The organism is Microbacterium sp. Root61 (genome assembly GCF_001427525.1).
Classification (GTDB): domain Bacteria; phylum Actinomycetota; class Actinomycetes; order Actinomycetales; family Microbacteriaceae; genus Microbacterium.
In genome coordinates this window covers 2,723,506-2,748,642 of the sequence record NZ_LMGU01000001.1, presented here as the reverse complement: position 1 = coordinate 2,748,642, position 25,137 = coordinate 2,723,506, and the positions used below count along the sequence as shown (strand labels likewise).

Sequence of the window (25,137 nt, the reverse complement as noted above, 5' to 3'; positions counted from 1 at the left end):
CGAAGAAGGGGGGATGCCGTGGCATCCCCCCTTCTGTGACGAACGGTCTTACTTGACCGCTGCCTTCAGCTTCGAGCCGGCGGTCACCTTGACGCGCTTGCCCGCGGGGATCTGGATCTCGGCGCCGGTCTGCGGGTTGCGGCCGGTACGAGCCGAAGTCTCGACCTGCTCGAACGCGATCCAGCCCGGGATCGAGACCTTGCTGCCCTTGGCGACTGCCTCGGAGACGGTGGCGAAGAGGGAGTCGAGCACACCGGACACAGCGGCCTGGCTCTGGCCGGTCGCGCTCGCGATGCTCGCGACGAGCTCGGTCTTGGTGATGGACTTGTCAGCCATGTGGTTGTCCTCCAAGGCGGCCGAATCGCCGCCTTTTCATTGCTCGGACCGGATGGCGTGTGCCCCCCGGCTGGTCGGATCGACCGCCTTGAATATACCCAGATTCCGCAGAAATCCGCGGATCTATGGCCAACTTCGACGAAATCGACGGCGTGTCGGGGTAACTGGAGTGATTCGTGGTGCCGAAGTGACCCCCGTGCACGGGATTCTCACTTGCCGATTCGACCGTGTGGTTACATACTCATTACCTATCGCCGCTTGGTTTTGACTGTCCTGCGGCGCGGGTGGCTACATCCCGTTCCCCCCGTTTCACCACTGTTTCTCAATGAAGAGGAGAGTCGTGTCCATTCCATCCCCCACTCCTGAGCTCGACGACGACGGCCGCACCGCGACGATCGCCACGGCGATGCGCAGCCCCATCGCGAACAAGCGGCTGCTGCCGTCGATCGCGGTGCTGTCGATGTTCCTGTTCGCCACCTACAGCGGCCTGATCGGCATCCTGCTCCCGGCGCAGGTCGCCGCCATCGACGCCGACAACAAGATCGCCAACCTCGCGATCGTGAGCACGGTGTCGTTCATCTTCACGCTGTTCACGCAGCCGATCGTCGGCGCATTCAGTGACCGCACCCGTTCGCGCATGGGGCGTCGCGCTCCCTGGATGCTGATCGGCGCCGCCGTCGCGATGATCTTCCTGCTCGGTCTCGGCGGCATGCAGAACATCGCCTTGATCACGGTCTTCTGGGTCATCATCCAGGTGTCACTGAACGCCCTCCAGGGGCCGCTGACCGCGGTCGTCCCGGACCGCTTCCCGCGTTCGCGTCGTGGCATCGCCTCAGCCATGTCGGGCATCGGCGCCATGGTCGGCGGCGTCGTCGGCACGATCATCGCCGCGCAGTTCGTCACCAGCGTCGGCATCGGCTACACGATCTTCGGCGTCGGCGTCATGGTCGCCGCGGTCCTGTACGTGCTGTTCAACCGCGACTACTCGAGCGTCGGCGTGAGCATCGAGCCGTGGAGCTGGAAGCGCTTCGCCACAGGATTCTGGATCAACCCGAAGAAGGAGCCCGACTTCGCGTGGGCCTTCGCCGCACGATTCCTCTTCATCCTCGGCTACTTCGTGATCTCGGCCTTCAACCTGTACATCCTCACCGACTACATCGGCATGGACATCACGGAGGCCGCCGGTTCCGCGGCGATCATCGCCGCGGCCGGTCTGATCCCGATCCTGCTGTCGATCTCGCTCGCCGGCTGGTGGAGCGACAAGATCGGTCGCCGCAAGGTGTTCATCTATGCCGCCACCGTCATCATGGTGCTCGCCTTGGTCTTCCCGCTGATCATGCCCACCTTCACCGGCATGCTCATCATGAACATCATCAGCGGCTTCGGGTTCGGCCTGTACATGGCCTGCGACGCCGCGCTCATGACCGAGGTGCTGCCCGGCGGCGGTGCTGCGGCCGGCAAGGACCTCGGCATCCTGAACGTGGCGACCAACATCCCGCAGGCGCTGAGCCCGGCCGTCGCCGGCCTCATCATCACCTACGTCGGCGGCTACCCCGGACTGTTCGTCTTCGCGATGATCTCGGTCACGGCGGCGGCGTTCGTGCTGATGCCCATCAAGAGCGTTCGATAGGAGAACACATGACCACGCTCACCCCTCCCGAAGTCCAGACCACTGCCGGCATCGTGCGCGGCTTCTGGCGCGAGCCCACGGACGCCACGGGCTCGCCCTCGGCCGCCTTCCTCGGCATCCCGTTCGCCGAGCCGCCGGTCGGCGACCTGCGCTTCGCCGCCCCGGTGCCGCACGGGCCTTGGGAGGGGGTGCGTGACGCCGTCGAGTTCGGCGCGACGCCGCATCGCGCGGTCGTCGGCGAGATGACGCTCATCCCGGAGCCGGCGTTCCCCGGCGAGTCGACGCTGAACGTGAACGTCTTCACGCCCGCGCCGGTGACGGCGGGAGCGGATGCCGCGGCATCCGCCGGTCTCCCCGTGCTCGTCTACATCCACGGCGGCGGGTACGTCTCGGGGTCGCCGTCCAGCCCCTGGTACGACGGGGCCGCATTCAACCGCGACGGCGTCATCGTCGTGTCGGTGTCGTACCGCCTCGGCTTCGACGGGTTCGGATTCATCGAGGACGCCCCGATGAACCGCGGCGTGCTCGACTGGCTGCTGGCCCTGGAGTGGGTGCAGCAGAACATCGCCGCGTTCGGCGGAGACCCGAGACGGGTCGCGCTGTCCGGCCAGTCCGCCGGTGGTGGCGCGGTGCTCACCCTGCTCGGCATTCCTCGCGCCCAGCACCTGTTCCGGGGCGTGTGGTCGATCTCGGGCGTGCCCACGGCGGTCACCCTCGAGGCGGCGGAGGCCGCCGGACGCGCGCTCGCGGAGCGTGGCGGTGTGGCACCGACGCTGGCTGGACTGCGCTCCCTGCCGGAGGCGCGCATCCTCGAGCTCCAGGCCGAGGCCTCGCCGATGAACATGGCCGGCGATCCGTCAGACCCCGTGGCGGGGCTCGTCTCGCTCGTCAGCGGCGGGCTGGTCCTGGGGCCAGTCGTGGACGGCGATCTCATCCCGCTGCCGAGCCGTGAGGCGTACGCGGCCGGGATCGGCGCCGACAAGGCACTGGTCCTGGGCGCCACCGACCAGGAGTTCAACATGGTGCTGGCCGGCGCCAAGGAGTCGCTGGCCGAGGTGCCGCCCGCGGCCCTGCTCGGCCGGCTGGCCACCTCACCCGAGGTCGTCGACAGCTATCTCGCCGCACACGAAGGGTTCGACACGGCCGATGCGGTCGGGCAGTACCTCACCGACCACATGTTCCGTGCCCCGGCGGTGGACGTGGCCGAGGCGCGGGCCCGGTTCGCCGTGGAGGATCCCTCGGCGGCGAGGACCTGGCTGTACCGGTTCGCCTGGGCCTCCCCCACGATGGGCAGCGCATGCCACTGCCTCGACGTGCCGTTCTTCTTCGACACGCTCGACGCCGAACGCGTCGAGGGCGTCACCGGGCCCACGCCGTCGCAGGTGCTCGCGGACGACGTCCACGGCGGCGTGCTGGCACTGGTGCGGGATGCCGCGGCGGACTGGCCCGCGTGGAACAACACGGATCGCGAGGCCCGCGTGTTCGACGACCCCGCCTCATCCGTGCAGTCCGACGCATTCGCGGACGTGCGGATGCTGCTGACCACGGGCGTGAGCGTCAGCTAGCCGCCGCAGCCCGGCCGCGCCGGGAAAGTCGGCCAGGGTTCGCTCCCGCGTGAGTTCGAGCCGGCGCGGTAAAAGCCGGCGCGGTTCGAACCGGCGCGTGGTTCGAACCGGCCTGACGTCGAGACTGCAGTGGGAGGTCGAGACTGCGGGGATTACCCGCAGTCTCGACCTTCACGTGCAGTCTCACGGCCATCGAGGTGGCGCCGGGGAACGAGAAAGGGCGGGAGTTCCGAGGAACTCCCGCCCTTTCGACGTCTGCTATGGGTTACCAGCTGGACTTGGTCACACCGGGCAGCTCGCCACGGTGGGCCATGTCGCGGAAACGCACACGGGAGATGCCGAACTTCGTGAGGACACCGCGGGGGCGTCCGTCGATGACGTCGCGCGAGCGCACGCGCACCGGCGAAGCGTTCTTCGGCAGCTTCTGCAGGCCGATGCGAGCGGCTTCGCGCTCTTCGTCGGTCGAGGTCGGGGCGATGAGCGCCTTCTTCAGCTCGGCGCGCTTCGCGGCGTAGCGATCGACGATCACCTTGCGCTGCTCGTTGCGCGCGATCTTGCTCTTCTTGGCCATGCTTAGCGCTCCTCTCGGAAGTCGACGTGCTTGCGGATGACCGGGTCGTACTTCTTCAGCACGATGCGGTCGGGGTTGTTGCGACGGTTCTTGCGCGTGACGTAGGTGTAACCCGTGCCTGCGGTCGAACGAAGCTTGATGATCGGACGTACGTCCTGAGCCTTCTTCGCCATTAGAGCTTCACACCCTTCGCGAGGAGGTCCTTGACGACGGACTCGATGCCGCGTACGTCAATGACCTTGATGCCCTTCGCCGAAACGTTGAGCGTGATCTTCCGGCCGAGCGACGGCACGAAATAGGTCTTCTTCTGCACGTTCGGGTCGAAGCGACGCTTCGTCCGGCGGTGCGAGTGCGAGATGCTGTGACCGAAGCCGGGAATAGCTCCAGTCACCTGGCACACTGCTGCCATAGTGATTTCTCCCTAATACCGTGAGGCCGGACGGCCTCACCCAAGATCCCTTGTCTGCACCCCGCGCACAGCAGAAAGACTCTGTTGTGCGGTGTGGGATGCGAACTGCACGCTGGGGTGCGCGCAGACAAAGAGTCAGTCTAGCACGGGCGGCGTGTCGCCTTGACGGAGTGCGCATGGAGCGGGCCGGGGCATCCCCCGCCGCTCATGGCGGTGCGGATGCCTCGGCCCGCGTCGCGGCGTCGTCAGTCGATCGGGTGCCCGAAGCAGATGATCCGCTCCGGGTCCCAGGCCCCGATGACCCGACGCAGCCGCTCCGCGTCTTCCCCATAGAGCGCGGATGCTGTCACCGGCCGTTCGGTGAAGTTCTTGACGAGGGTGGGTGCCGCGTAGGGACGCAGCGCGTGCGACAGTGCGTCGGCGGCCGCTTTCACGGCCTCGAGCGCCTCCGGCACCGGCGCGATCCCCACGGCGAAGACGAGGCCGGCACCCGCGATCGCGGACACGGCGCCGCCTTCCACGCGCCCCGGCGTGAGCTGACCGCCGAGATGGCGCAGCTCGACCGAGACCAGCGGGGCCGACGACGGGGCCAGCGCGGCGTCCAGCAAGGCACCCATCGACGCGACCGAGATCTCGGACAGGACCACTGCGGTGCCATACCCCGGGGACGGCTGCGGCGGGTCCCCGTGCAGTGCGCCGAGCTCGTCGGGTGAGAGCGGGCGCACGGTGTCCATCTCGGGCCCGAGCGCACGCAGCGGATGCAGCAGCTCGGCAACGGTCGCGGCATCCGCCTGCATCGCCGCCTCGACGGCCACGAACGAGCGCCCGCGCAGAGGCTCGGGGATCTCGGGGATCGGCGGGAACCGCAGCACCCGGGCCAGCGAGGTGACGCTGTCGGGTACGCCGGCGATCCATTCCCGCCACGCGTGCGCCACATCGGCCGCGCGGTCGATCGGCCACATCAGGGCGCCGCCGTGCAGGTCTGCCGCGGAGTGGAGCTGGATCAGCAGCTCCGTGACCACCACGGGCGCCGCGCCCCCACGTGCCGCCCAGAACAGGTCGCTGTGGTTGTCGGCGTCGACGGTCATCGTGCGCCCCAGCGCGTCGACGACCTCCAGGGACAGGATGCTGTTGGCACCCACGCCGTGCGAACGGGCGAACCAGCCCAGTCCGCCGCCGAGCAGAAGTCCTGCAACGCCGACCGTGGACGACATCCCCGCCACGGCGGCCAGGCCGTGCTCGGCCGCCAGAGCCGCGACATCCCCCCAGACCGCCCCGGACCCCACCCGCGCCGTCCGTGCGTCGGGATCGATCGTGACGTGGTTCAGGCGCCCGGTGCGCAGCAGGATCGTCTCGGACAGCGACGCGATAGCCCCGGCGCCGTGGCCCGTGGACTGCGGGGCGACGTGCAGTCCGAGCTCGCGCGCGGCGCGCACCGTGGCGACCACGTCGTCCACGTCCACGGCCACGACCACGGCGACCGGGTCCTGGTCGACCAGGAGCTGCCAGGGCCGACGGGCCGCATCCCAGCCGTCATCACGAGGAAGCAGGAGATCGCCGTGCAGGGCGGCGCGCAGGCGTTCGAGGTGTTCACCGGGAAGAACCGTGGCCGACACCGACGGTCGGGGTGAGGAAATAGTCATAGGAAGGTCGTTCTCTTTCACATGGAAGGGATTCGGCAGTGCGGAGTCAGATGGCCGCGACGGTCATGAGGTCGCTCAGTGTCGGGCTGATACCGACCGTGGCCAAGACCGCTGGGTGTGTAGGATGTTGATGACACTCTGGAAGTGTTCACTACCCTGTGAGGAAAGTCAATGGCCCCTCCCTATGTTTCTCCGTTGCGCGAGGCGCAGGCGGCGCAGACACGTCGCCGCATCCTCGACGCCGCCGGCAAGGTCTTCGGCGAATCCGGCTACGCGGGAGCCTCCCTGGCGGCCATCGCCAAGGAGGCCGGTGTCTCGCTGGAGACCGTCAAGCAGAACGGCCCCAAGTCCTCACTGCTGCTCGCCAGCTTCGACATCGCCTTCGCCGGGCACGTCGGTGAAGGGCCGCTGCACCACCGCGAGCTCGGCGCCGAGGCCGCGGTCCTGGAGGGCGAGGAGATGCTGGCCTTCCACATCGACTTCGTGGCCTCCGCGAACGCGCGCGTCGGACGACTGTGGCCGCGCCTGCTCGAGGCGGCCGCGAGCGACGCCGATGTGGCGCGGAGACTGCACGAGATGCAGGGCAATCGGCGCTACGACATGCTCAGCTCGATCGCCGTGTACCGCGAGAAGGGCCTGTGCCACAGCGCTCGTACGGATGCCGAGCTGGCCGAAGCGCTCTCGTTCCTGATCTCGCCGGAGAGCTACACGCAGCTCGTCACGGATGCCGGATGGACGATGTCCGCCTACCGGACCTGGCTGACGCGGGCCGTCCACCGGCTGATCCTCGAGGACTGAGCCGACAAGTTCAGTCGATCGGCCCCGCGCCGCGTCCCCAGCGGAACGCCGACACCGTCGGATCGCCGGTGATCCAGAACCGCCACGGGAACTCGGCCGTGCCGGCTGCGCCCGCGACACCGACGCGCGGGCCGGTCGAGATCGTCGGCAGGGGCGACGCGCGCAGCACGAGGCGGGCCGAGGCACCGTGCAGCACCGCACCGGTGATGGCGTCGATGCCGTCGTGACGCGGATGCCGCAGCCCGACGGCGTCGCCGAGACGCCCCGGCCCGCGGGCCAGGTCGCGCTGCCGCTGCGCGGCGGGGCGACGGCGGGTGGCGGCATCCGTCCCGTCGATCACCTCGCCGGCGCGCAGCAGGATTCCTCCGGCGACGCCCTCGGGGCCGCAGACGACGTTGACGCAGGAGTGGATGCCGTGACTGAGGTAGACGTACAGATGCCCGGGTTCACCCCACATGGTGGCGTTGCGTGCCGTCTGCCCCATACGGGCGTGCGAGCCGGGATCGGCCACCGGCCCGGTACCGAGGCCGTGATAGGCCTCCACCTCGGTGAGGCGCAGGGTGACCGACTCGCCGTCCACGAGCGTCGTCAGGTGCGCACCGAGCAGGCGCGGAGCCACCTCCACCGGCAGGCCGGCGAGGTCCTCGCGCGTCGCCGGGCGCAGCGCGTCGTTCATCGCGGGGGCACCTGGCACCACGAGATGTCGAAGCCCGTCATCGCGACGACTTCGCGCTCCGCCTCGGGCACGTCGCCCAGTTCGACGACATGCGTCTGCACCTTCCGCGGGATCGGCAGCATGTAGGTGTCGTAGCGGTTGTCGACGATGTCGGGGGCAACCAGGATCGCCGCGTAGCGCCCGCTGGGCGAGGTGCACGTCTGCAGCACGGCATCGGCAGGGTCGACCTCGAAGACGGGGGTGGTGGTGCCGTCGTCCGCGACGAGTGCGACGGTCGTGGACAGCACGGCGGCATTCTCGTACACGAGGGAGAACGTGCGGAGCGTCCCCGCGCCTTCGCCCGGGAGCGGCGTCACCGCCCGAGGAGTGCCGAGGTCGCTCACCGGATCGACCAGCGGCGTCTCGGTGCCGTCGGTGAGGTCGAGCACGAAGAGTCCATCGGCGCGTTGGATCACCGCGTGCGAGGATCCTCGGGCGATGCCGTCGATCGCGACGGCGGCTCCGAGCGAGACCGGGTCCGCCCCGGTCGCATCGGTCAGCAGCAAGGCCCCGGCGAAGTCCAGGAGCAGGATGCTGTCGGTGTCGGGCACGAAACGCCATTCGGCGACCCGCGGCTCGGCCCCCGTGATCGCCACGGAGGTGGGCGCGTCGTCGGCCGCGGCATCCTTCAGCGATGCGGTGTACAGCGCACTCTCCCGGCCTCCCGCGTCGCTGAGGTCGGCATCCGAGTAGGTGTACCCGATGAGCTCGCCGCGGTCGGCGCTCTGCAGGTTCGTGATGACGCCGTCGCCGGGCAGCGGCAGGGTGCGCTGCCCGGTGCCGTCGAGGTCGGTGACGATCAGTTCGGCGATGTCGTCGGGGGTCCGGACCGACACCACGAGATGGCTGGAGGTCGCCCGGAAGTCTTCGATGTGATCGTCGGTGAAGACGGGGATGGCGCTCTCCCCACTCAGATCCGTGCGGAAGATCGTGTCGCTCTGTTCACCGCGGGTGAGCAGGAACACCTCGATGGGCGGAGTGCGGAACGACTCGGAGAGCGTCGCGGCGGGCCCGCCGCCGAGGCCTTCGACATCGTCGATGCGCACCGTGTACGCGGTGTCGTCGTGCAGCGGCAGCAGGAACCGCACGCCGACGCTGCGCCCGGAGGTGTCCACGGTGAAGGGTGTCGCGGGACTCACCGTCACCTGGCTCGCGTCCACCTCGTGCAGCGACTGGGTCGTGGTGAGGATCATCCGAGAACCGGATGCCGCGACCGCGGCTGCCGGATCCACCTGCACGTCCGTCACGCGGGGGCCCTGCGCCGTGGTCGCCGCGGCTCCCGCGAGTCCGACGACGGCGAGCGCCACCGCGACGACCGCGAACGACAGCACGAACGCGCGCCCGCGCCGCTTCCGCGCAGTCGTGCGGCGGGTGGGGGCGTCAGTACTCATACGGGTTCTTCGGCTCGGGGACCGACTCGACCGAGGTCGCGTCGATGTACAGCGCGCCGTCCGGGTCGGAGCGGACCGTGCCGGTCACCGTCACCCATTCGCCGGTGCTCGGAGTCGCACCCGCGACCACGACGGGGATGCTCGCGGGCTGCGCGTCGATCACGCAGTGCGTGATCACCAGGCGCGTCAGCTGGAATCCGTCGGCGCCGTCGGCGGCGGGCGTCGCGAATCCGGTCAGGGTCACGGGGTCGCCGGCAAATGCATCCGGGTTCGTCGCGGTCGCGAAGACGCCGGCCCAATCGCCCACCCCGAACGACGAGGTATCGCCCGTCGAGGCGAGGATGACGGCATCCTGCCCCGCGAACAGCGGCGCGGCGCCGGTGTCGCGCGACATCGCGAGCTCGGCCGACAGCGACGCGGGCGGGAGGACGAGGATGCAGACCACGACGGTGGAGGCGACGACCCCGCCGGCGACGGCCGCGACGAATCCCGGGGTGATCCGTGGGTGCGTGTCGTGCTCGTGCACGGCCCCGCGCAGAGCGCCCGTGGTGTCGGCCGCGGCGTGCGTGTCCAGCTCGGCCGCGGCGTGGATGTCCGGCTCCGCCGCGCCGTGGTCGTGTCCGTGATCGGCCTCGGCGCCGAGCGGCAGGGCGAAGCTCGCGACCGTGCCGATCAGCACGAGGATCGACATGCTCACCGCGAACCACGTCGATTCGGGGTTGATGTAGAGCCCGAGCCGGCCGGTGACGGCCAGCCCGAGGGTGACGACGGCGAGGATCGCGGCCAGCCCCACGCCCAGCCACCGGGTGCCGATCCATCCCGCGCTACGCAAGGAGATTCACCACCACTCCGATGGCGAAGGCGGACAGCACCACGATCACGACAAGCCCGACCAGCACGCGGGTGCGGAAGGTCGTGCGCATCAGCGCGAGCATCTTCACGTCGACCAGTGGCCCGACCAGGAGGAACGCGACGATCGCGCCGGGGGTGAAGGTGGAGGCGAACGACAGCGCGAAGAACGAATCGACGTTGGAACAGATCGACACGACCATCGCGAGGGCCATCATCGCGACGATCGACAGGGCGGGGTTCGAGCCGATCGCCAGGAGGGCCTCGCGCGGCACCAGCACCTGCACGGCCCCGGCGAGCGCGGAGCCGATCACGAGCGCCGGCATGACCGCGCGCAGCTCGATGACGAACTGGGCCAGGCTGCGGCGGCCGCGGCTGCCCGGTTCGTGCGTGACGATCTCGCACGTCGCGCGGAACCGGTCGGTGAGCAGTCCGTCGGGGTCGGGGTGGCGGCTGTACAGCCAGCCGATGAGGTTCGCGATGAGGAACCCGCCCACGAGACGGGCGATCAGGATGCCGTCCGAGAAGCCGAAGGCCTGATGGGTCGTGATGATCACGATGGGGTTCACGATGGGCGCCGCGATCAGGAACGTCATCGTCTCGGGCACGGTGAACCCACGGATCATCAGCCCGCGCGCGAACGGCACGTTGCCGCACTCGCACACCGGCACGACCATGCCCAGGAGCGACAGCACCGCGCGTCGCGCCCACGCGCGCCGCGGCATCCATCGTTCGATCACTCCCGGTGGCACCCACACCTGCACGACGATCGACAGCACCACCCCGAGCGCCACGAACGGCATCGACTCGATGAGCACGCTGATCGCGAGCGTCAGACCGTCCTGCGCACGGGTGGGGAGGGATGCCTCGAACAGCGACGGCGCGACGGCGTCGATGACGAACAGCCCCACCACGACGGCGGCACCGATGACCACTGCTCCGATGACCCGCCCCGGCCCGGAGCGCGTCGGGGCGAGCGTGCTATCCCGCGTCACGCTCACTGGCCCGCGCCCGCGCGCACGGACTGCACAGCCCGAAGATGTCGACAACGTGCTCGGCCTCGCTGAACCCGTGGGTGGCGGCCGTCCGGCGCGCCCACTGCTCGACGTCGGAGGCCTCGATCTCGACGGTCAGCCCGCACGAGCGGCAGATCAGGTGGTGGTGGTGGCCCGGACTCGCGCACGCGCGGTAGAGGCTCTCGCCCTCGGGACTCTGCAGCGAATCCGCCTCGCCCTGGGCGGTCAGTCCGGCCAGGGCGCGGTAGACGGTGGCCAGGCCGATGCCGGTGTTCTCGTCGCGGAGGGTCGCGTGCAGGCTCTGCGCGCTGACGAAGCCGCGCGCGTCGGCGAGGGCTTCGCGCACCCGCTCGCGCTGCCACGTGTTCCGCTGAACGACCATGCCCGAATCCTACCCGCGGGGCCTGAGTGCGGCCCCGACGCGGGCCCTCGCACCGGCCGTGCCCCGTACCGAGACCCCGACCCCTGCCGAGAAACGGCAGACCGTCCGGGAATCGCGTCTCTCACTCATGCGCCGACCTCGTGACGCGGTCGCGGCGGTTGCCGATGAAGCGGCACACCAGGTAGATGACGAACGACACGGTCGTGATGTACGGGCTCACCGGCAGCGTGCCCATGATCGCGAGCAGGATGCCGCCGACGCCCGACACGAAGCCGAACAGGGCGGCCCACAGCGGCACCGCCAGGGGGCCGGAGGCGATGCGCATGGCCGCGGCGGCCGGCGTGACCACCAGCGCCATCACGAGCAGCGCGCCGATGATGTGCACGCTGACGGCGACGATCAGGCCGAGCAGCAGCATGAACACGAGCGAGACCGCGGTCGTCGGCACGCCTCGGGCGGCGGCGGACTGCGGGTCGAGGGAGTCGAAGCGCAGCGGGCGCCAGATCAGCAGCATCCCGATCATGACGAACGCGCTGATCGCGATCAGCCAGCCGAGCTGGTCGTTCTGCACCGACACGATCTGGCCGGTGAGCAGGCTGAAGCGGTTCGCGCTGCGTCCGTCGTAGAGCGAGAGGAACAGGATGCCGAGGCCGAGACCGAAGGGCATCAGCACGCCGATGATCGAGTTGCGATCGCGTGCCCGCGCGCCGAGCACCCCGATCACGGCGGCCGCGATGAGCGACCCGATGATCGATCCGGTCACGACGTCGACGCCGATGAGGAGCGCGGCTGCCGCGCCGGCGAACGAGAGCTCGCTGATGCCGTGCACCGCGAACGCCATGTCGCGCTGCATGACGAAGACGCCCACGAGTCCGCCGACAAGTCCGAGGACCGCACCGGCGATGACCGAGTTCGACACCAGCGCGAGGATCGCGCCGTAATCGGAGAGCCCGCCGAACATGGCGTCCCAGACATCGGGCCAGTTCACGCGGGTTCCCCCTCGTGATGGTGATGGGATGCCTCGGCATCCGGTGCTCCGACGACCACGAGCCGGTCGCCGGCGCGCAGCACGAAGACGGGTGCCCCGTAGAGGTCGGTGAGCACGCGCGAGTTGAGCACCTCGTCGGGGGTGCCGAGGGTGAACCGGCCGTTGGTCAGGTACAGGATGCGGTCGACCTTGCCCAGGACGGGGTTGATGTCGTGGGTGACCAGCAGCACGGCGGCGCCGGTCTCCTTGCGGTGCCGGTCGATGAGCCCGACGACGGCCTGCTGGTTGGCGAGGTCGAGGCTGGTGAGCGGCTCGTCGCACAGCAGCAGGCGCGGGTCGTCGGCGAGGGCCTGACCGGTACGCAGTCGCTGCTGCTCGCCGCCGGAGAGCAGCCCGACCGGGCGGTCGGCGAAGCCCCGAGCCCCGACCGCGTCGATCAGTGCGTCGATGCGCTTCTTGTCGCCCTTGCGCGGGATCGGGAAGCCGAAGCGGTGTCCGTCGACGCCGAGCGCGATGAGGTCGCGGCCGCGCAGCGCAGTGTCGCGCGGCAGTGGGCGCTGCTGCGGGATGTACCCGATGCGGCGGTTGCCGGCGGCCTTGACATCCTCACCGAGAGCGACGATGCGCCCCGCGCTGAGTCGCTCCAGACCGAGGATCGCGCGCAGCAGGGTCGTCTTGCCCGACCCGCTGGGCCCGAGCACGGCGATGAGCTCGCCCGGCGCGACGGTCAGGTCCAGGCCCGACCACAGTTCGCGGTCGCCCCGGCGCAGGGCGGCGCCGGTGATCTCGAGGGGGTTGTCGCCGGTCACGGGGCCGGCTGCGCCAGCGCCGTGGTCAGCGCGTCGATGTTCTGCTGCATCCATTGCAGGTAAGTCTCGCCGTCCGGGAGGGTCTCTGTGAACTCGAGCACCGGAATCTTCTGCGTCTCGGCCTCGTCGATGACCTGCGTCGTCTCGGCTCCGCCGGTCTGGGCGTTGGCGATCAGCACGTCCACGTCGCCCGAGCGCAGCAGGTCGAGCGCGGCCAGCAGCGTGGCCGGAGGCACGTCCTGCCCCTGCTCGACCGACTCGCTGAACGCGGGAGGGGTCAGATCCGTCAGCCCGGCGGCGAGCAGGAGGTACACGGGGGCGGGTTCGGTCACGAAGACGCCGGCACCCCCGGCGGATGCCTCTACCTTCGCCAGCGCGGCGGCGAGGCCGTCGATCCCGCTCTGGAAGGTGGCGGCGTTCGCCTCGAATGTGGCGGCGTTGTCGGGGTCGAGCTCGCCCAGCTCGTGCGCGATCTCGGTCGCGAGCGCACCCATCGTCGCCGGGTCGTACCAGACGTGCTCGTTGAACCCCTCGATGTGGTCGTGGTCATCGTGACCGTGATCGTCGTCGGCGTGGTCGTCATGCTCGGCGTCGTCGCCGTGGTCGTCCGCGGGCCATTCGGGCGACAGCTCGGCCGCCGTGATGACCGGGGCATCCGCCGCGCTCGACTCGATCAGGGCATCCATGAACGCGTCGTAGCCGGCACCGTTCTCGATGATGAGGTCGGCGCGGTTGACGCTGAGCTGATCGCGCGCGCTGGCCTCGAACGAATGCGGGTCCTGCGCGGCGGACGAGACGATCGCCGAGACGTCCACGAGGTCGCCGCCGACCTCCTGCGCGATCTGCCCGTAGACGTTGGTCGACGCGACGATCGAGATGCGTCCGTCGTCGGCCCCGGCATCCGTCGACGCGCATCCGGCCAGAACGACGGCGGATGCAGCGGCGAGAGCGAGCACGGGAAGGATGCGACGGGAGGTCATGCCTCCACCCTAACGCTATTGATAATCGTTCTCAAGCTCGCAGGGTGGTGGCAGTTGCTACGCGCCGTCTGCGCGGCGCCTCACGTCATCCCGCGCGGTGCCGTGCGGCGTGCGGGCCCCCGTGTGCGCCCGGCCACACCCCGCCGAGACTGCAGTGGCACGTCGAGACAGCGGGTAATACCCGCAGTCTCGACTCTCCGTTGCAGTCTCGCGGTCAAGAGCGGTCTACGCCAGCGCGGAGCGCCCGCCCACGCCGGAGGGCATCCCGAGTGCGCCTCAGTCGAGGAGGAGCGCGGGCTCTTCGAGGATCGAGGCGACGTCGGCGATGAACCGGCTCATGCCGTCGCCGTCCACGACCCGGTGATCGAACGACCCGGCGACCGTGGTGACCCAGCGCGGGCGCACCTCGCCGTCCACGACCCACGGCTTCTGCTTGATCGTGCCCAGCGCGATGATGCCGGCTTCGCCGGGGTTGATGATCGGGGTGCCGGCATCCATCCCGAACACGCCGATGTTGGTGATCGTGATGGTGCCGCCGTGCTGATCGGCCGGGGTCGTCTTACCCTCGCGCGCGGTCAGCGTGAGCTTCTCGAGCGCGTTGGCCAGGCCGCGCATGTTGAGGTCCTGGGCGTCCTTGATGTTCGGCACGAGCAGCCCGCGCGGCGTGGCCGCGGCGATGCCGAGGTTGACGTAGCGGCGGACGCGGATCTCTGCGCCACCCTCCCCGTCGACCCAGGCCGCGTTCACCATCGGCGTGCGACGCGCGGCCCAGATCACGGCGCGGGCCATGATGAGCAACGGCGAGACCTTGACGTCGGCGAAGTCGGGCGAGGCCTTGAGTCGCTTGACGAGCTCCATCGTGCGGCTCGCGTCCACGTCGGTCCACACCGTGACGTGCGGTGCCGAGTATGCGCTCTGCACCATGCCGGACGCCGTGGCCTTGCGCACACCCTTGACCGGGATCGTCTCTTCACGCTCGTCCGCCGAGACGGAGGCGGAGGATGCGGCCGCAGGACGCGGCGTCACGACGGCGACGGGGGCCACGGGGATGGTCTGCTCGCGCGCACCCCACTCCGGCGTCTCGATGTTGCGGAAGACGCTGGCCTGCGAGGCGTGCTTGACGACGTCGTCGCGCGTGATCTCACCGGCGGGACCGCTGGGCGTGACGTCGGCCAGGTCGACGTCGAGGTCGCGGGCGAGCTTGCGGATCGGCGGCTTGGCGACGACACCGACGGATGCCGCGACCGGGCGTTCCGCCGGCTTCCGGCGGCGCGACTGCACGTGTCCAGGGCTGCCGTATCCGACCAGCACCGAGCCGCTCGCGTCCGCCGCGGGCTCGGCCGGTTCGGGCACGTCGGTGACGACGCCCGCTCCGGCGATGGTGATGATCGGTGCACCGACCAGCACCGTGTCGCCCTCGGCCGCGAGCAGTTCGCTCACGACGCCGTCGAACGGCGACGGCAGCTCGACGAGCGACTTGGCCGTCTCGATCTCGACGACGACATCGTTGACCGCGACCGTGTCGCCGGGCGCGACGCGCCACGACACGATCTCGGCCTCGGCGAGGCCCTCACCGACGTCGGGGAGGTGGAAGGTCTGGGTGCTCATCCGGTGTCCTTTCGGAACGGGTGCCGTCAGTACGCGAGGGTGCGGTCGACGGCTTCGAGGATGCGGTCCGCGTCCGGGAGGAAGATGCCCTCGAGCTTGGCCGGGGGGAAGGGGGTGTCGAAGCCCGACACCCGCAGCACCGGGGCCTCGAGCGAGTAGAAGGCGCGCTCCATGACCGTGGCGGCCACTTCGCTGCCGAGCGAGGTGAACCCGGACGCCTCCTGGGCGTAGACCATGCGTCCGGTGCGGCGCACCGAGTCCAGGATCGGCCCGTAATCGATGGGGGAGAGCGAGCGCAGGTCCACGACCTCGCAGCTCGTGCCCTCGGCCTCGGCGAGCGCCGCGGCCTGCAGTGCGGTGGCGACCATCGCGCCGTGCGCGACGATCGTCACGTCCGTCCCGCGCCGGACGACCCGGCTCGCGTGCAGCGGGAGCGCCCGTGCCGAGGCATCCACTTCGCCCTTCTGCCAGTAGCGGCTCTTGGGCTCGAGGAAGATGACCGGGTCGGGGGAGCTGATCGCGTCCTGGATCATCCAGTACGCGTCGTTCGGCGTCGACGGGCTGACCACGCGCAGGCCCGGCGTGTGCGTGAAGTACGCCTCCGGGCTCTCCTGGTGGTGCTCGACAGCGCCGATGTGTCCGCCGTACGGGATGCGGATGACGACGGGCATCTGCAGCGCGCCCTCGTGGCGGTACGTGAGCTTCGCGAGCTGCGAGGTGATCTGGTCGAATCCGGGGAAGACGAAGCCGTCGAACTGGATCTCGCACACCGGACGGAACCCGCCCATCGCCAGTCCGATAGCGGTGCCGATGATGGCGGACTCGGCCAGCGGCGTGTCCAGCACGCGACGTTCGCCGAACTCCGCCTGCAGCCCCTCGGTGACGCGGAACACGCCGCCGAGCTTTCCGATGTCCTCGCCCATGAGCAGGACGCGGTCGGAGTCGGCGAGCGCCTTGCGCAGTCCGGCGTTCAGCGCGCGGCTGAAGGGCATCGTCGTGACGGCCTCGGCCGTCGGGACATCAGTGGTCGACACGTCGCTCACGAAGGGTCCTCCTCGAAGGATGCCTCGTACCCGGCCAGCCACGCGCGCTGCTCATCGACGAGCGGATGCGGGTCGCTGTACACGTTCGAGAAGATCAGGTCGGCCGGGATCGTCTCCAGGGCCGTCGTGCGCGTCCGGACGTCCTCGGCGAGGGCACGGCCCTCGGCCTCGACGTCGGCGAAGAACGCGTCGGATGCCCCGCGGCCGCGCAGGAACACGCGCATGCGCTCGATCGGGTCGCGCTCGGCCCAGGAGCGCTCCTCGTCGCTCGTGCGGTACTTGGTCGGGTCGTCGCTCGTCGTGTGCGCACCCATGCGGTACGTCAGCGCCTCGATCGCCCGCGGTCCGCCGCCGGCGCGCGCCTCGTCGAGCGCGACCTTCGAGACCGCGTAGCTGGCCAGGACGTCGTTGCCGTCGACCTGGACGCTCGGGATGCCGATCCCTTCGCCGCGCAGGTACAGCGGCGAACGGGACTGGGTGGAGACCGGGACCGAGATCGCCCACTGGTTGTTCTGCAGGAAGAACACCTGAGGCGTCTGGTAGCTGGCGGCGAACACCATCGACTCGTGGACGTCGCCCTGGCTGGACGCGCCGTCGCCGTAGTAGACGATGACGGCTTCGTCGCGCTCGAGGTCGCCGGTGCCGCTGCGGCCGTCCAGCGTGATGCCCATCGCGAGTCCGGTCGAGTGCGGCGTCTGGGCGCCCAGCACCAGCGTGTAGACGTGCGTGTTGCCGTTCTTCGGATCGAACGGGTTCCAGCCACCGTGGGTGAGCCCCCGCATGACCCGGATGATGTCGACCGGATCGACGCCGCGGATCGTGCACACGACGTGCTCGCGGTAGGACGGGAAGAGGTGGTCCTGGGGGCGGGCCGCACGTGCGGAACCGACCTGCGCGGCCTCCTGGCCGAGGCTCGGCGGCCACAGCGCGAGCTGCCCCTGACGCTGCAGGTTGGTGGCCTCGCGGTCGAACGCGCGGATCACGACCATGTCGCGATAGAAGGTCTCGAGCTCGGATTCGGCGAGCGCGTCGATCAGCGGAAGGTAGCGTTCAGCCGCCGCCGTAGGGGCCAGCGACCCATCGGCCGCCAGCACGCGCACAAGCGAGGTGTCTTCAGACGGAGTCACTTTTCTACGCTAACCCTCGCCCCGCGTGGCCTTCTGGGAGAGTCTGGACAACGGATGCCGCGATCCGTAGGACCTTCTCAACAGACTCTTCCTCGCCGACCGAGATACGCACACCGTCACCGGCGAAGGGGCGGACGATCAGCCCCTCCTCCTCGAATGCGGCTGCGATCGGCAGTGTCTCGGCGCCGGCGGGCAGCCACACGAAGTTGCCCTGGGCGTCCGGCACGCGCCATCCGCTCTCCCGCAGCCCCGCCACCAGGCGGTCGCGGCGGGCGGCGATGACCCGCACCCGTTCGAGCAGCTCGGACTCGGCGGCCAGGCTCGCCAGCGCCGCCTCTTCGGCCTGCGCCGTGACGGACAGGGGGATGCTGGTGCTGCGGGCGGCGTCGAGGATCCGCGGGTGACCGATCGCGTAGCCGACCCGGAGGCCCGCCAGGCCGAACGCCTTCGAGAAGGTGCGCAGCACGACGACGTTCTCGTGGCCGGAGACAGCGAGCACCCGCATCCCGTCCACGGCGCTCGGGTCGGTGACGAACTCGACGTAGGCCTCGTCGAGGATGACCAGGACATCGCGAGGCACGGCCGCCAGGAACTCGTCGAACTCGACCTGGGTGACGATCGGGCCGGTGGGGTTGTTCGGGCTGCACACGATGATGGCACGGGTGCGGTCGGTGACGGCTGCGGCCATGGCGGGCAGGTCGTGGCGGGCGTCCTGGGTGAGCGGCACCTGCACCGGCGTCCCGCCGGCGATCAGGGCGAGCCCCGGGTAGGCCTCGAACGACCGCCACGCGTAGATGACCTCGTCGCCGGGACCGGCCGCGGCGAGCATCAGCTGCGCGAGGATCGCGACGCTGCCCGAGCCGATGTGCACGCCCTCGGGCGTGACGCCGAAACGCGCGGCCAGGCGGTGCCGCAGGCGGCTGGCCGTGGCATCCGGATACCGGTTGATCTCGACGGTGCGCTGGAGGGCCTCGACCACGCTCGGCAGCGGGTCGAACGGATTCTCGTTGCTCGACAGCTTGAACGCGTCTGCACCGGCCTGCTTGCCCTGCTTGTACGGCGGGAGGGCCGCGATCTCGGGGCGGATGCGGACGGGAGCGTCGGATCTCTCGGTGGCGTCGGTCACCCGACCGAGTCTAGGAGGCATGCGTCGCACGTCGCCCACACGCGGCGGATTGCCTTCCTCCGCTGTGAGCGGCGTGTCAGACTGACCGACATGCGCTTCCTCATCCGCGTCGTCATCAACGCCTTTGCGATCTGGGTGGTGACCCTGATCCCCGCACTGATGGTGTCGGTGATCCCGTTCCCGCCCGGAGAGACGTTGCAGTTCGTCCTGACACTGCTGATCGTCGCGGCCATCTTCGCTCTGGTGAACACGCTCATCGGCACCGTCATCAAGGTGCTGGCGTTCCCCCTCTATGTGCTCACGCTGGGCCTCATCTCGCTCATCATCAACGCGTTCCTGCTGTGGCTGACGGCCTGGCTCACGCACTGGTGGAACTGGGGTCTGCGGGTCGAGGACTTCTGGTGGGGCGTGGTCGCGGCGCTCATCATCTCCCTCATCAACTGGGTCTTCGGGCTGATCCTCCGCCCGCAGCGGAAGGACTGACCGGCTCGGGTCCCGGAGTCGGCGCCGGGAGCGCCGTGACCCGTTCCGCCGAGTATTCGACGCTCTCGACGGATGCCGCGGCCCCCAGCTCGTCCAGCAGCGCCCGCACCGGATCCATCCGCGGATCGGTCGAGGCATCCAGCATCCGGGCCGTCTCGGTGTACGCGGCGATGCCGTGCGCGGGCAGGCGGACGTCGTGCAGCCCTGGGTCGGGGTCGGCCACGCGCTCCGCGACGAAACTCCCGGGCGCGCCCACGGGATAGTCGTGACCGCCGCCCTCCAGGGCGACGACGGGGTCGTCCGTGTGCCGCAGGGAGACGCTGAGGGTGTCCGCTCCGATGTCGGCCTCGACGGGTGGGCCGAACGACACGAGCGTGCGCGTGTCGAACTCGCCCTCCAGCGCGATGTGCGCGGTGACCATCGCCCCCTGGGAGTGGCCGAACGCGTGCACGGCATCGCCCGGCCGGGCTCCCGACTCGCGCAGGGCGGCGAGGGTGGCGTCGTACGAAGCCGAGGTCGACCCGGAGTACAGCTGCACGTTCGAAGTCATGTCGAACGGGTCCTTGCTCACCGGAGCAAAGGACTGCGTGCCGGTGACGTAGACGGCGAACTGCCGGGATCCGTCGGCCATCGTGTACTTCTCGACGCGGATGCGGGAGCCCTCGCCGCCCGGGATGCGCGCGGCCGCCGCAGCGAGCGTCGTCGGTGCCGCCGTTCGGGTGTCGCGCCGCACGGGCGCGACGATGATCGCGGTCGACGCGACGCGCAGCCTCGCGTCCTGCGGGACCGTTCCGGCGCCGACCAGCCGCGCCAGCTGCGCCGTCCCGAACATCCCGACCCCGGCGGCGACCGCGATGCCCGGTGGCGCCCACCACAGCGCCGCGCCGGCCTGAGCGGTCAGCTCTGCCGGCCAGGCCAGCCCCCACGCCAGGGGACCTCGCGATGCCGTCTCCAGGACATCGGGATACTCGTCGGCGAGCACGGCGATCCGCGCCTCGATCGCCGCGAGCGTGGCCGTCTCGCCCGCCGCCTCCGCCACCCCGTGCGCCGCGCGGAGCTCGACGACCTCGTAGACGGCGGCCGCCGCGCGCAGGTCTGCGTCGGCACGCTGCGCGTGTGCCACGGCGTCGCCTACCCGGCGGCGCAGCTCCTCGACCCGCGACGAGACGTCCCAGGCGATCCGCGGGAGAGCGAACAGCTGCGCACCGGCCGAGCCGACCAACCCGACGATCGCCTCGAGCTCGCGCCCCAACCGCGCGAATCCGCCCGCCGCTTCGCGAAGCGTCTCGGTGTCGACGGCGACCACGCCGCCGCTGCGGATGTCGAGGTCGTCGCTCACCCCGCGGCATCCCCCATCAACAGCGCCACGCGATGATGCAGCCGACTCACGTCGTCGCCGACCTCGGCGGCCTCGGCGGCGAGCGCCGCGACATCCTGACACCACTGCGCGGTGACGTCGCGGAACCGGCGCGCGGCCTCGGTCTGCCACCGCGTCGCGTCGGCCAGGGCGAGTGCATGGGCGTGCGCGGCCTGCAATCGGACGGCGGCGTCGTCCACCTGTCGGCGCACGCGCGCGAGCGTGTCGAGGCACGCGATCGCGGTCGGGTCGCACGACATCAGCAGGGACATGCCCCCACTCTGACGCCGTCGCGCAGCCACGGGGACACCCGCACCGGGGCTGTGGATCGGCCTCGTGGAGGCAGACGGTGTGCAGGAGCCGTCGCTCGGCGCAAGAATAGAGAGATGACCGCGAGCGCCGACGAGCCGTTCCGCGTGGTCTTCGTATGCACCGGCAACATCTGCCGCTCCCCGATGGCGGACGTCGTGTTCCGCTGGTTCGCGGATGCCGCCGGCCTGCGAGACCGCGTGGCTTCGACGTCGGCGGGCACCGGCGACTGGCACGTCGGCGAGCGCGCCGATGTGCGCACACTGGAGGCCCTCGAACGGCGCGGGTACGACGGCGCGCGGCATCGGGCCCGCCAGTTCACCCATGCCGACTTCGCCAACAACGACCTCATCGTGGCGCTCGACCGCAGCCACGAGCGGATTCTGCACGGCTGGGCCCGCAGCGAGGCGGACGCCGACAAGATCGCGCTGCTCATGTCGTTCGACGCGAGCGCACAGACCCTCGACGTGCCCGACCCCTACTACGCGGGGCCCGGGATGTTCGATGACGTGCTCGGTATGATCGAGAGTGCGAGCCGTTCGCTCTTCCGACAGCTCGAACCCGCGATCCGCCCCGCGATCTGACAGGACGGCCCCTCGTGCCTTCTCTTCCCCCCCAGCCCCTCAGCCCCCTCGACGGCCGCTACCGCGCCGCGGTGACGGGGCTCGCCGACTATCTCTCCGAGGCGGGCCTCAACCGCGCCCGCGTCGAGGTCGAGGTCGAATGGCTCATCACCCTCACCGACCGGTCGCTGTTCGAGACCTCGCCGCTGTCCGCGGAGGACAAGGAGCGCCTGCGCGCCCTGTACCGCGACTTCGGACAGGCCGAGATCGACTGGCTCGCCGACAAGGAAGCGGTCACCCGCCACGACGTCAAGGCCGTGGAGTACCTGGTGCGCGATCGGCTCTCCGCGCTCGGACTCGACGGCATCGCCGAGCTCACGCACTTCGCCGCGACCAGCGAGGACATCAACTCCGCGTCCTACGCGCTCACCGTGCAGCGCGCGATCGTCGAGGTGTGGCTGCCGAAGCTGCAGACCGTCATCGGCACGCTGCGCACCCTCGCGGTGCAGCACAAGGATGCCGCGATGCTCTCGCGCACCCACGGCCAGCCGGCGACGCCCTCGACCATGGGCAAGGAGCTCGCGGTGTTCGCGTGGCGCCTGGAGCGGGTCGCGGCGCAGGTCGAGGCATCCGAATTCCTCGCCAAGTTCTCCGGAGCCACCGGAACCTGGTCGGCGCACGTCGCCGCGGACCCGTCCGTGGACTGGCCCGAACTGACCCGCACGTTCATCGAGGGCCTCGGCATCGGGTTCAACCCGCTGACCACCCAGATCGAGTCGCACGACTGGCAGGTCGAGCTGTACGACCGCGTCCGTCATGTCGGCGGCATCCTGCACAACCTCGCGACCGACATCTGGACCTACATCTCGATCGGCTACTTCACGCAGATCCCGGTGGCCGGCGCCACCGGATCCTCGACGATGCCGCACAAGATCAACCCGATCCGCTTCGAGAACGCCGAGGCGAACCTCGAGATCGCCGGCGCGCTGCTCGCCTCGCTCGCGCAGACGCTGGTCACCAGCCGCCTGCAGCGCGACCTCACCGACTCGACCACGCAGCGCAACATCGGCGTCGCCCTCGGTCACTCGCTGCTCGCGCTGGACAACCTCCAGCGCGGACTCGGCGAGATCTCCCTCGCCGAAGACGTGCTGCTGGCCGATCTCGACGTGAACTGGGAAGTGCTCGCCGAGGCGATCCAGACCGTGGTCCGCGCCGAGATCGCTGCGGGCCGCTCGTCGATCACCGACCCGTACGCGCTCCTGAAGGACCTCACGCGCGGACGCCGCGTCGGCGCCGAGGACCTCGCCGAGTTCGTGCGCGGACTCGACATCGGGGATGCCGCGAAGCAGCGCCTGCTGGCGCTCACGCCGGCAACCTACGTCGGGCTGGCCGCCAGCCTCGTCGAGTAGGTCGAGGCGCCGGGATCGCCTGACGCCTGTCTTCTGACGGGCTCGGTCAGCCGAAGCCCCGTCGCCTGACGGGCGCGGCCGGCGCGCTCGGTCGCGCCGCGAGGTCGCGTCAGCGCCGTGGTCGGACGCGTCAGGCCTTCGGGTCACCGGATGCCGCGGCATCCGGTGCGTCGTTCTGGCCCTTGTCGTCGTCCTTCGGGTAGAGGACCGGACGGTCGACCGTCTTCTGCACGTCCGTCGGGTCGACGACCAGGATCAGGAGCGCGAGGCCGACGAGCATGACGATGAAGACGATACCGAACATGACTCCGGCCACGACGAGCGCACGCTCGGCCTCACCGGCCTGACGCTGCTGGAAGAAGCCCATCGAGACGAGGGTGACGATCCCGGCGAACAGGGCGGCGCCGAAGGCGAGCCCGAGCAGCTGCAGGGGCTTCATCAGGGCGCGACGGGTGGGCTTTTCGGTCATGCGGTGCCTCCAGGCGCCTCATCGACGGGCTGTGCAGCCGCGTCTTCGCGTGGGTTCACGGCGGGTGTGCGGCGCGGCGAGAATCCGGCGATCGCGAGGTAGACGGCGACGATGGCCGCGTAGCCGCCGAAGATCCCGACACCGATCGTGATGCCGGTGAGGATGAACGAGCGGCCGGCCTCTTCGATGTAGTACTGCAGCGCGTACTGCGTCGGCACGACCAGCAGCGCGAGGCCGAGCACGATCGTGATGATGCCGACGGTGAGCGCATCGCGCGCGGCGGTGCGCTCGGCCTCATCGGGCGCGGCGACGGTGCGCAGCGCGCGTCGGGCGCGCCAGCCGACGATCGTCTCGATGAGTCCGCTCAGCAGCGCCCACGTGACGACGACGGAGAAGAACAGGGTGATCGAGCGGAGGCCGACGAGACCGGCGATCATCCCGGCGAGCATCGCGAGGATGCCCATCAGCACGGAAGGCCACCGCTCGCCGGCGGGGAAGACCAGCCAGACCGACAGCAGGAACGACAGACCGGTCGCGATCGCGAACCCGCTGAAGACGGCGAGTCCGACCTGCGAGGAGTGGTCGGGGGAGAACGTGATCATCGCCGCCGCGATCGCCGCGAAGGCGGCACGGGCGAGCTGAAGATGCCGCGGCTCGAGGGCGCGGGCGGAAGTAGCTGCGGTCACGACGATTCCTGGAGGGAAATGGGGATGCCCCTAGTCTAGGTCGTCGCGTCGGATCGGCCTCCCCGCACAGCGCTCGCGCCCAGGACCGGCCGGTAAACTCCCCTCGATGGATCGCGTACTCAATGTCTCGGCCTACCTGTTCGTCCCGTTGGACGACCGGGAGACGCTGCGACCCCTGCTACGCGAGCGCGCGAACGACCTGGGGCTGAAGGGCACCATCCTTCTGGCCGAAGAGGGCATCAACCTCTTCCTCGCCGGGGATGCGGCATCCGTCCGCTCGTTCCTCGCCGAGCTCCGTACGGACGAGCGCTTCGCGTCGCTGACGACGAAGGAGAGCTGGTCGACGGATCAGCCCTTCCAGCGGATGCTGGTCAAGCTCAAGCACGAGATCATCCGCATGGACCACCCGACGATCCGCCCCGCCGCCTCGCGGGCACCCGCGGTCGATGCCCCGACGCTGCGGCGCTGGCTCGATCAGGGCCACGACGACGCCGGTCGTCCGGTCGTCATGCTCGACACCCGCAATGCGTTCGAGGTGGAGTACGGCACGTTCGCGAACGCGATCGACTGGGGCATCACGAAGTTCAGCCAGTTCCCGGATGCCGCGACCGAGCACGCCGCGCAGCTCGAGGGCAAGACCGTCGTGAGCTTCTGCACCGGCGGCATCCGCTGCGAGAAGGCTGCGATCTACCTGCAGGAGGCCGGCCACCCGAACGTGATGCAGCTGGACGGCGGCATCCTGACCTACTTCGAAGAGGTCGGCGACGCCCATTTCGAGGGCGACTGCTTCGTCTTCGACGAGCGCGAAGCGCTCACCCCGGAGCTGGTCGCCCGCTAGCGTCGCGACGTCGCCGTGCGTGGCATCGGTCCGACGC

The 25,137-nt window shown here is 70.0% G+C and carries 28 protein-coding genes; 7 read left to right on the top strand and 21 right to left on the bottom strand.

The genetic code is table 11. The features are described 5' to 3' along the window. Window positions 1-48: 48 nt before the first annotated feature. Window positions 49-336: an HU family DNA-binding protein gene (locus tag ASD65_RS13035; protein ID WP_056223309.1), complete on the bottom strand. Its 288-nt coding sequence runs from the start codon at window positions 334-336 to the stop codon at window positions 49-51. 340 nt (window positions 337-676) lie between these two features. Here ASD65_RS13035 and ASD65_RS13030 point away from each other — a divergent pair, with 340 nt between their 5' ends. Next, window positions 677-1,966, top strand: coding sequence for an MFS transporter (locus tag ASD65_RS13030; protein WP_056223307.1), 1,290 nt, complete (start codon window positions 677-679; stop codon window positions 1,964-1,966). Window positions 1,967-1,974: 8 nt separating this feature from the next. Next, complete coding sequence (locus tag ASD65_RS13025) at window positions 1,975-3,531, top strand: carboxylesterase/lipase family protein (protein WP_056223306.1); 1,557 nt, start codon at window positions 1,975-1,977, stop codon at window positions 3,529-3,531. A gap of 265 nt (window positions 3,532-3,796) precedes the next feature. Here the strand turns inward: ASD65_RS13025 and rpsN are convergent, their stop codons facing one another. The 4 genes from rpsN to ASD65_RS13005 form a co-directional block, all read right to left on the bottom strand. After that, a complete protein-coding gene (gene rpsN / locus ASD65_RS13020) occupies window positions 3,797-4,102 on the bottom strand; it encodes a 30S ribosomal protein S14 (RefSeq protein ID WP_056223303.1) in 306 nt (101 codons plus the stop codon). A gap of 2 nt (window positions 4,103-4,104) precedes the next feature. Beyond that, a complete protein-coding gene (gene rpmG, locus ASD65_RS13015; protein ID WP_018173550.1) occupies window positions 4,105-4,275 on the bottom strand; it encodes a 50S ribosomal protein L33 in 171 nt (56 codons plus the stop codon). Then, window positions 4,275-4,511 (bottom strand): 50S ribosomal protein L28, encoded by a 237-nt coding sequence (rpmB, locus tag ASD65_RS13010; protein WP_056223301.1) that lies wholly within the window; start codon window positions 4,509-4,511, stop codon window positions 4,275-4,277. Before rpmB ends, rpmG begins: the two co-directional genes overlap by 1 nt. 245 nt (window positions 4,512-4,756) lie before the next feature. After that, entirely contained in the window at window positions 4,757-6,154 is a 1,398-nt protein-coding gene (locus ASD65_RS13005; protein WP_056223299.1) for an FAD-binding oxidoreductase, read from the bottom strand. A gap of 171 nt (window positions 6,155-6,325) precedes the next feature. On the opposite strand from ASD65_RS13005, the gene ASD65_RS13000 reads away from it, so the two are divergent. After that, on the top strand, window positions 6,326-6,952 hold the full coding sequence (locus ASD65_RS13000) for a TetR/AcrR family transcriptional regulator (RefSeq protein ID WP_082561750.1): 627 nt from the start codon (window positions 6,326-6,328) through the stop codon (window positions 6,950-6,952). A gap of 10 nt (window positions 6,953-6,962) precedes the next feature. Here ASD65_RS13000 and ASD65_RS12995 read toward each other — a convergent pair whose 3' ends face one another. The 12 genes from ASD65_RS12995 to ASD65_RS12940 form a co-directional block, all read right to left on the bottom strand. Continuing rightward, window positions 6,963-7,628, bottom strand: a complete 666-nt coding sequence (locus ASD65_RS12995) for a DNA-3-methyladenine glycosylase (RefSeq protein WP_056224846.1) — start codon at window positions 7,626-7,628, stop codon at window positions 6,963-6,965. Next, window positions 7,625-9,058 carry a hypothetical protein gene (locus tag ASD65_RS12990; RefSeq protein WP_056223294.1) on the bottom strand — a complete coding sequence of 478 codons (1,434 nt, stop codon included), beginning with the start codon at window positions 9,056-9,058 and terminating at the stop codon, window positions 7,625-7,627. Before ASD65_RS12990 ends, ASD65_RS12995 begins: the two co-directional genes overlap by 4 nt. Then, a complete protein-coding gene (locus ASD65_RS12985) occupies window positions 9,048-9,890 on the bottom strand; it encodes a TIGR03943 family putative permease subunit (RefSeq protein WP_082561749.1) in 843 nt (280 codons plus the stop codon). The genes ASD65_RS12990 and ASD65_RS12985 overlap by 11 nt, the downstream gene beginning before the upstream one ends. Next, entirely contained in the window at window positions 9,883-10,902 is a 1,020-nt protein-coding gene (locus ASD65_RS12980) for a permease (protein ID WP_056223292.1), read from the bottom strand. The genes ASD65_RS12985 and ASD65_RS12980 overlap by 8 nt, the downstream gene beginning before the upstream one ends. Continuing rightward, complete coding sequence (locus ASD65_RS12975) at window positions 10,889-11,305, bottom strand: Fur family transcriptional regulator (protein ID WP_056223290.1); 417 nt, start codon at window positions 11,303-11,305, stop codon at window positions 10,889-10,891. Before ASD65_RS12975 ends, ASD65_RS12980 begins: the two co-directional genes overlap by 14 nt. A 121-nt stretch (window positions 11,306-11,426) precedes the next feature. Beyond that, a complete protein-coding gene (locus ASD65_RS12970) occupies window positions 11,427-12,293 on the bottom strand; it encodes a metal ABC transporter permease (RefSeq protein ID WP_056223287.1) in 867 nt (288 codons plus the stop codon). Beyond that, on the bottom strand, window positions 12,290-13,102 hold the full coding sequence (locus tag ASD65_RS12965; protein WP_056223285.1) for a metal ABC transporter ATP-binding protein: 813 nt from the start codon (window positions 13,100-13,102) through the stop codon (window positions 12,290-12,292). The genes ASD65_RS12970 and ASD65_RS12965 overlap by 4 nt, the downstream gene beginning before the upstream one ends. Continuing rightward, window positions 13,099-14,082, bottom strand: coding sequence for a metal ABC transporter solute-binding protein, Zn/Mn family (locus tag ASD65_RS12960; RefSeq protein ID WP_056223282.1), 984 nt, complete (start codon window positions 14,080-14,082; stop codon window positions 13,099-13,101). The genes ASD65_RS12965 and ASD65_RS12960 overlap by 4 nt, the downstream gene beginning before the upstream one ends. A gap of 276 nt (window positions 14,083-14,358) precedes the next feature. Then, window positions 14,359-15,690 (bottom strand): dihydrolipoamide acetyltransferase family protein, encoded by a 1,332-nt coding sequence (locus tag ASD65_RS12955; protein WP_056223279.1) that lies wholly within the window; start codon window positions 15,688-15,690, stop codon window positions 14,359-14,361. Between the two features lie 26 nt (window positions 15,691-15,716). After that, a complete protein-coding gene (locus ASD65_RS12950) occupies window positions 15,717-16,682 on the bottom strand; it encodes an alpha-ketoacid dehydrogenase subunit beta (RefSeq protein WP_056224842.1) in 966 nt (321 codons plus the stop codon). A gap of 47 nt (window positions 16,683-16,729) precedes the next feature. Beyond that, entirely contained in the window at window positions 16,730-17,860 is a 1,131-nt protein-coding gene (locus tag ASD65_RS12945; protein ID WP_056223277.1) for a thiamine pyrophosphate-dependent dehydrogenase E1 component subunit alpha, read from the bottom strand. Between the two features lie 4 nt (window positions 17,861-17,864). Continuing rightward, window positions 17,865-19,007: a histidinol-phosphate transaminase gene (locus ASD65_RS12940; RefSeq protein ID WP_056224840.1), complete on the bottom strand. Its 1,143-nt coding sequence runs from the start codon at window positions 19,005-19,007 to the stop codon at window positions 17,865-17,867. Window positions 19,008-19,076: 69 nt separating this feature from the next. On the opposite strand from ASD65_RS12940, the gene ASD65_RS12935 reads away from it, so the two are divergent. Continuing rightward, a complete protein-coding gene (locus tag ASD65_RS12935; protein WP_056223275.1) occupies window positions 19,077-19,469 on the top strand; it encodes a phage holin family protein in 393 nt (130 codons plus the stop codon). On the opposite strand, the gene ASD65_RS12930 is transcribed toward ASD65_RS12935, so the two are convergent. Continuing rightward, window positions 19,423-20,808: a hypothetical protein gene (locus ASD65_RS12930; RefSeq protein ID WP_056223273.1), complete on the bottom strand. Its 1,386-nt coding sequence runs from the start codon at window positions 20,806-20,808 to the stop codon at window positions 19,423-19,425. The two genes, ASD65_RS12935 and ASD65_RS12930, sit on opposite strands and share 47 nt — an antisense overlap. Continuing rightward, the gene (locus ASD65_RS12925; protein ID WP_056223271.1) at window positions 20,805-21,098 is read right to left on the bottom strand and encodes a hypothetical protein; all 294 of its coding nucleotides are present in this window, start codon (window positions 21,096-21,098) and stop codon (window positions 20,805-20,807) included. Before ASD65_RS12925 ends, ASD65_RS12930 begins: the two co-directional genes overlap by 4 nt. A 114-nt stretch (window positions 21,099-21,212) precedes the next feature. Here ASD65_RS12925 and ASD65_RS12920 point away from each other — a divergent pair, with 114 nt between their 5' ends. Further along, window positions 21,213-21,719 (top strand): low molecular weight protein-tyrosine-phosphatase, encoded by a 507-nt coding sequence (locus tag ASD65_RS12920; protein ID WP_200948668.1) that lies wholly within the window; start codon window positions 21,213-21,215, stop codon window positions 21,717-21,719. A gap of 14 nt (window positions 21,720-21,733) precedes the next feature. Next, window positions 21,734-23,107, top strand: coding sequence for an adenylosuccinate lyase (gene purB, locus ASD65_RS12915; protein ID WP_056223269.1), 1,374 nt, complete (start codon window positions 21,734-21,736; stop codon window positions 23,105-23,107). Window positions 23,108-23,237: 130 nt separating this feature from the next. Here purB and ASD65_RS12910 read toward each other — a convergent pair whose 3' ends face one another. Beyond that, the gene (locus tag ASD65_RS12910; RefSeq protein ID WP_056223267.1) at window positions 23,238-23,576 is read right to left on the bottom strand and encodes a hypothetical protein; all 339 of its coding nucleotides are present in this window, start codon (window positions 23,574-23,576) and stop codon (window positions 23,238-23,240) included. Further along, window positions 23,573-24,262 (bottom strand): hypothetical protein, encoded by a 690-nt coding sequence (locus ASD65_RS12905; protein ID WP_056223266.1) that lies wholly within the window; start codon window positions 24,260-24,262, stop codon window positions 23,573-23,575. Before ASD65_RS12905 ends, ASD65_RS12910 begins: the two co-directional genes overlap by 4 nt. Window positions 24,263-24,368: 106 nt before the next feature. Here ASD65_RS12905 and ASD65_RS12900 point away from each other — a divergent pair, with 106 nt between their 5' ends. After that, entirely contained in the window at window positions 24,369-25,100 is a 732-nt protein-coding gene (locus ASD65_RS12900) for a sulfurtransferase (RefSeq protein WP_056223264.1), read from the top strand. Window positions 25,101-25,137: the final 37 nt, after the last annotated feature.

What these genes read in the sequence shown, in the direction of transcription:
- ASD65_RS12975 (WP_056223290.1), bottom strand. Translation starts at nt 11,305, where the DNA reads ATGGTCGTTCAGCGGAACACGTGGCAGCGCGAGCGGGTGCGCGAAGCC.
- ASD65_RS12955 (WP_056223279.1), bottom strand. Translation starts at nt 15,690, where the DNA reads ATGAGCACCCAGACCTTCCACCTCCCCGACGTCGGTGAGGGCCTCGCC.
- ASD65_RS13035 (WP_056223309.1), bottom strand. Translation starts at nt 336, where the DNA reads ATGGCTGACAAGTCCATCACCAAGACCGAGCTCGTCGCGAGCATCGCG.
- ASD65_RS12940 (WP_056224840.1), bottom strand. Translation starts at nt 19,007, where the DNA reads ATGCCTCCTAGACTCGGTCGGGTGACCGACGCCACCGAGAGATCCGAC.
- ASD65_RS12950 (WP_056224842.1), bottom strand. Translation starts at nt 16,682, where the DNA reads ATGCCCTTCAGCCGCGCGCTGAACGCCGGACTGCGCAAGGCGCTCGCC.
- ASD65_RS12935 (WP_056223275.1), top strand. Translation starts at nt 19,077, where the DNA reads ATGCGCTTCCTCATCCGCGTCGTCATCAACGCCTTTGCGATCTGGGTG.
- ASD65_RS12990 (WP_056223294.1), bottom strand. Translation starts at nt 9,058, where the DNA reads ATGAGTACTGACGCCCCCACCCGCCGCACGACTGCGCGGAAGCGGCGC.
- ASD65_RS12925 (WP_056223271.1), bottom strand. Translation starts at nt 21,098, where the DNA reads ATGTCCCTGCTGATGTCGTGCGACCCGACCGCGATCGCGTGCCTCGAC.
- ASD65_RS12960 (WP_056223282.1), bottom strand. Translation starts at nt 14,082, where the DNA reads ATGACCTCCCGTCGCATCCTTCCCGTGCTCGCTCTCGCCGCTGCATCC.
- rpmG (WP_018173550.1), bottom strand. Translation starts at nt 4,275, where the DNA reads ATGGCGAAGAAGGCTCAGGACGTACGTCCGATCATCAAGCTTCGTTCG.
- ASD65_RS12920 (WP_200948668.1), top strand. Translation starts at nt 21,213, where the DNA reads ATGACCGCGAGCGCCGACGAGCCGTTCCGCGTGGTCTTCGTATGCACC.
- ASD65_RS12900 (WP_056223264.1), top strand. Translation starts at nt 24,369, where the DNA reads ATGGATCGCGTACTCAATGTCTCGGCCTACCTGTTCGTCCCGTTGGAC.
- ASD65_RS12995 (WP_056224846.1), bottom strand. Translation starts at nt 7,628, where the DNA reads ATGAACGACGCGCTGCGCCCGGCGACGCGCGAGGACCTCGCCGGCCTG.
- ASD65_RS13000 (WP_082561750.1), top strand. Translation starts at nt 6,326, where the DNA reads ATGGCCCCTCCCTATGTTTCTCCGTTGCGCGAGGCGCAGGCGGCGCAG.
- ASD65_RS13005 (WP_056223299.1), bottom strand. Translation starts at nt 6,154, where the DNA reads ATGACTATTTCCTCACCCCGACCGTCGGTGTCGGCCACGGTTCTTCCC.
- rpsN (WP_056223303.1), bottom strand. Translation starts at nt 4,102, where the DNA reads ATGGCCAAGAAGAGCAAGATCGCGCGCAACGAGCAGCGCAAGGTGATC.
- ASD65_RS12910 (WP_056223267.1), bottom strand. Translation starts at nt 23,576, where the DNA reads ATGACCGAAAAGCCCACCCGTCGCGCCCTGATGAAGCCCCTGCAGCTG.
- rpmB (WP_056223301.1), bottom strand. Translation starts at nt 4,511, where the DNA reads ATGGCAGCAGTGTGCCAGGTGACTGGAGCTATTCCCGGCTTCGGTCAC.
- ASD65_RS13025 (WP_056223306.1), top strand. Translation starts at nt 1,975, where the DNA reads ATGACCACGCTCACCCCTCCCGAAGTCCAGACCACTGCCGGCATCGTG.